The sequence below is a fragment of the Tildeniella sp. genome (assembly GCF_059505325.1).
In genome coordinates this window covers 1-4677 of sequence record NZ_JCACKI010000036.1, presented here as the reverse complement: position 1 = coordinate 4677, position 4677 = coordinate 1, and the positions used below count along the sequence as shown (strand labels likewise).

At 45.7% G+C, this 4677-nt stretch carries 3 protein-coding genes and 1 pseudogene; 2 read left to right on the top strand and 2 right to left on the bottom strand.

The genetic code is table 11. The features are described 5' to 3' along the window. The first annotated feature begins 814 nt into the window (after nucleotides 1-814). Nucleotides 815-1573 carry an Rpn family recombination-promoting nuclease/putative transposase gene (locus tag AC5JO6_RS13985; RefSeq protein WP_496081677.1) on the top strand — a complete coding sequence of 253 codons (759 nt, stop codon included), beginning with the start codon at nucleotides 815-817 and terminating at the stop codon, nucleotides 1571-1573. Nucleotides 1574-1809: 236 nt separating this feature from the next. Further along, on the top strand, nucleotides 1810-2403 hold the full coding sequence (locus tag AC5JO6_RS13980; RefSeq protein WP_496081676.1) for a hypothetical protein: 594 nt from the start codon (nucleotides 1810-1812) through the stop codon (nucleotides 2401-2403). A 242-nt stretch (nucleotides 2404-2645) separates the two neighbouring features. Here the strand turns inward: AC5JO6_RS13980 and AC5JO6_RS13975 are convergent, their stop codons facing one another. Next, on the bottom strand, nucleotides 2646-4019 hold the full coding sequence (locus AC5JO6_RS13975) for an MATE family efflux transporter (RefSeq protein ID WP_496081675.1): 1374 nt from the start codon (nucleotides 4017-4019) through the stop codon (nucleotides 2646-2648). A 75-nt stretch (nucleotides 4020-4094) separates the two neighbouring features. After that, nucleotides 4095-4625: pseudogene (locus AC5JO6_RS13970) on the bottom strand (Coq4 family protein); the annotation flags it as partial. Nucleotides 4626-4677 lie beyond the last annotated feature (52 nt).

Genomic DNA, 4677 nt, shown 5'->3' with positions numbered 1-4677 from the left:
CAATGCACCCGACCGCCGAAAGATTGTCGGTCGAACTTTAGGGTTATCTGCGGCAGGTGATTGGGAACGTTATGCCGCTCGGTTCCTGGTTGTGGAAGGTGATCTAAACCGTGGGTTTAGTTCCTGATTCCGTACTTCAAACTATCTCTATGAGGCTGCGTTGTGATGTTGGGTGCTAAAAAGATTCGCTATATCCCTGCGCTACTAAGCTTGATGGTTGCTGGTACTGCTGGTACGATATCTGCAAGTGTATTGTTGTCCCTCCCAGCACTTTCCCAGAATATTCCCCCTAATGGTCGGACTGTAGTAGGACAGGAGGTATTCCCACGGGGGGCAATTATTGGTACTGCATCTAGCTGTTTTTTAAAATTGCAGGATGATGGAAATCTAGTTTTGTACTCTGGGTCACCAACCCGCTCTGGTTTCCCAAGATCTGGTTCAACGGTTTTGTGGGCTTCTAATACTAACGGTCGTGCTGTGGAGAAAGCTGTCATGCAACTTGACGGCAACTTTGTTTTATATGGGTACGATGGGAAGCCAGTTTGGGCTTCTAATACGGAGGGAAATCCAAGCGCCTGGCTCATAGTTCAAGAAGATTGCAATGTTGTCATTTATGTTGACCCGCGGCGAATAAACCGTCCTGATGGTCGTCCAATACCTGTCTGGGCGACCAACACTAATCGGTAGTGAAAAAAGTGAGATCGCTTTAGAGGAGTTTGAGTAGCAAGTTTGTGACGATCTCCCATAGCAACGTTTTATCAAACTTGGACTTTCTCAAAATTAACTTGGCACAGCTAGTTGTACAATTTCCCCCATGTATGACGATACTTGCCGATTCCTTGCCGAAAAATTCTCCGCCGACTTCGCTAGTTGGCTACTCGGAGAGGCAGTCACCCTGACCGAGATTCAACCCTCTGAACTCTCCCTTGACCCAATTCGCGCTGATGCGATGATCCTGCTCCAATCGGAAGAGTCTATCCTACACATCGAATTCCAAACGCTACCAAAGCAGGAAATCCCATTTCGGATGTTAGATTATCGCGTTCGAGGGCAGCGACGCTACAAAGGGAAACCGATGCGGCAAGTGGTGATTTATCTCAAATCCACTACCTCTGAAATGGTTTATCAAACGAGCTATGTTCTGGAGCGCACCCGCCACGAATTTGATGTGATTCGGTTATGGGAACAACCTGCTGCACTCTTTCTGCAATATCCTGGGCTACTCCCCTTTGCAACATTAGGACAGAGCGAGAGTCCAGAAGGGATTTTGCGTCAAGTCACTCAAATTGTGGATCAGATCGGAGATCCCATGATGCAAGCGAATTTGATGGCAGCCTCAGCGATTCTGGCTGGGTTAAGATTAGAAGAAGACGTAATTTACCGTTTGGTGCAGAGGGATATTATGCAAGAATCTGTAATTTATCGTTCAATTCAAAATGAAAAGACGCGGGCGATCGCGCTCAATCTTCTACGAGAAGGCGTATCGATTGAAACCGTTGCTCGTGGCACTGGGTTATCGATCGAAGAAGTGCAACAACTTCAACAACAGTTGAACGACCCCGCACAAAGTTGAAGTTGATCGATGTTCGGGAAGTTGATCGTGAGGATACGGCATAACAACCCCAATGCAGCGGACGTGCAGAGACTTCGCGCTTCGTTTCAGTCGTATCTGTCGCCGCTGATTGGGAACGTTATACCGCTCATCTCTTGGTAGGGACAGTACTTGAAGTTTATCTATCGGCATTCAAAGCTAAGTAATTCGAGGTAGTCTGTGAGGTATGCTTTCAAGTTGCTTGGGGAGTGTCAAAAATGGATGCAGTTCCTAACCAGAGATTAGAATACCTTTATAAAGAGTATGTAAGACTTAGTGACAAAGCAGAAGATTTAATAAAAAGTACATCGGATGATTTCAAATCACTTGGAGTAATAGGCGCAGTCGTCGTTATTTGGAAGCCTATTTCTGAGGTCATTTTGCCCGTGAGCCCAAAGCTTGATTCCAGTCTATTTCTGTTTTTAGGTTTCCTCAGTCTACTTACAATCTTAGGATTGATTGCACTGGCAAATGTGATGAAACATGCCTATGCATGGTACTTTATTCACAACTTGCAAGCTTATGAGATAGAAATTAGAAGGGAGCTAGGTGAAGCAGAAGATTCACAGATTTTTAATTTCAATATAGGCAAAGAAGAAACAAGATTTGTTATAGCATCTTATCGCTTAACATTCAGAACATTTTTAATGGCATTTTCCACTATTATTACTCTTATACCGTTCATAATTCTGTGTTATTCAAATATTTTTTACGCAGCACTTTATTTGTCAATATCACTCCTTGGCTTCACAATCTATTTGCAGATTTTTAGGAGAATGATCAAGCAATACTCTAACAACAAATTCTTATAAATCGAACTCAAGTAGCTCTGTGTGAAGCTCGAAAGCAGTGAATATGATGCAGTAATAGTGTATTGAACGAGTCTAGAAACAAGCGTTCAATAAAGCGGCATAACAACCCGGTTGGAGCGAACTATCGAGAGATGTTGGTGATGATTCAAAAGTTATGGGCAGCCGCTCAACCGGAACGTTATACTGCTCCAGCTATTGGTGGGGGCGTAGCGCGAAGTTGTCTGTCCAAAGTTCAATTGTTTCTATGAATTGTCGTCGGTGAAGTGATAGCTTGAGGCTGATTGGCTGGCAAGGCGAAAGGTTTGGCGATGCATTCTCCAGAACAGGAGAGAAGCTGCGATAAATAACCCACAAGCAAAGCCTAGCCAAATTCCTGGTGCCCCTAAACCAAACCGAAAGGCAAACACATATCCCAGAGGTAGTGCTAGTAACCAGTAAGAAATCAGCGTTACGATCGTCGCCCAACGGCTGTCCAAAATCCCTCGCAAAGCACCGAGGCTAACTGACTGAACACCGTCACAGATCTGCATGATGCCTACAACTAAAAACATAACACTGGCAAGTTCAACGACTTGGGTATCTGCCACAAATGACTGTGCGATCGCCTTTCCTGTAATTAATAATCCAAAGGTGATGAGCGCCATCCAAGCCACAACGACACCATTCGCCGCATAGCCAATGCGTCTGAGCCGCACATATTCGCCTGCACCACAGGCTTGTGCCATCCGAATACTGACTGCCGATGCCATTCCCAGTGGAAGCATATAGAGAATTCCAGCAATACTAAAGACGATCTGATTAGCAGCGAGAGCAGTTGCCCCTAACCAGCCCATCAGAACTCCGGCAATTGAAGTGGCTCCACCTTCTAAAAAGTATTGCATCCCCATTGGGAAGCCTTCTCGCACTTGTTGAGCAAAAACAGTGATTGACAAAGGCGATCGCTTATTCCGATAGCCTTTCATCCTTCTGGAGCAAAAGAAATGGATAGCCAGCGTCCCAAAGCAGATACAGATGGCTAAAAAGCTGCCCAATCCTGCACCTGCAATCCCTAGCGCCGGAAAACCAAGATGACCAAAAATCAATACCCAATTGATCGGGACATTGGCGAATACCCCCACTCCCATTAACCCACAGGCAATCCAAGGACGTTCGGTAGAATCGTAAAATTGTTTGAGGGTTTGAAATAGAGATGAAGGGACGACTGAGGCTGCCATCCACATCCAGTAAGGACGAGCAACTTCAACGACTGCCACAGGTTGATTCAGCAAACGAGTCAACGGAAAGCAGAACGCAATTAGAATTGCGCTGATCGCAGAAGCAGCTAAGGCAACAAGTAAAGAATGCCTCAAGATAGAAGCCGCATCAGCTTTATCTTGCTTCCCATGCGCTTGAGCGATCAGAATTCCTCCTGGCATCAAAAATCCGAAGGTTGCGGACTGTACCAGAACAAGAAAAGTTGTCGTCAGTGAAACAGCCGCTAGTGACGTGACACCCAGATGAGCGATCATCAAACTATCTGTGAGACTGAGCATCATTAAGCCAAGTGAACCAGCGACAATTGGGACAGCAAGAGTTGTCAGCGGTCTGACTTCTTGCCGCAGTAGTTTCCATTTCATGGTTTTGTCTGATTATGAGTGCAAAAACTGGCAGGCTGTAGTCTGTACAACCTGCCCCAACATCACTTCATAGATTTAATTCACAAGTTGAATGTTCAAATCTTCCCGCCATTGAGATACAGGCTTATCCCAGTTCTCTTCCCACTTTTGGGCGATCAACTGTTTGGCGGTTTTGCCCATCTGCCAACCTTGCTCAATCGTAGCTATCAAGATAGGGAGAGCATCGGGAGATGAAACCATAAAACCGACCAGCCCACCTACAAGTGCCACCAGTGCAGAAGGAAGGCGAAACTGCGCGAGATAAAAGGCTTGCAAGCCCAATTCTCCTAGCGGCGAAGTATCAAATCCCGTCACGACATGCCATAGATCATGAGTGATTTGATAGCGATACTCCACGTAACTCACATCTGAGTCAACTCGTTCCCAGGAGAAGAGGCTAGGATCAACGTCAAGTGGCTTCAATCCTGCCTCTTGCAGTGATTTTGCATAGACATAGCCCAGCGAATTTTGTGGTAAGCTCAGAAGGCTTTCCAATGGTGGGATTGGTGCTGAGTAACGTTCTTGAATGATTACACGAGCAACACTGTCACCTTGCTGTAATTCATGGTAGTGCTCAAGATGTAATGATGGAGAAGTAGAGTCTTTGCAGTTCTCCTAC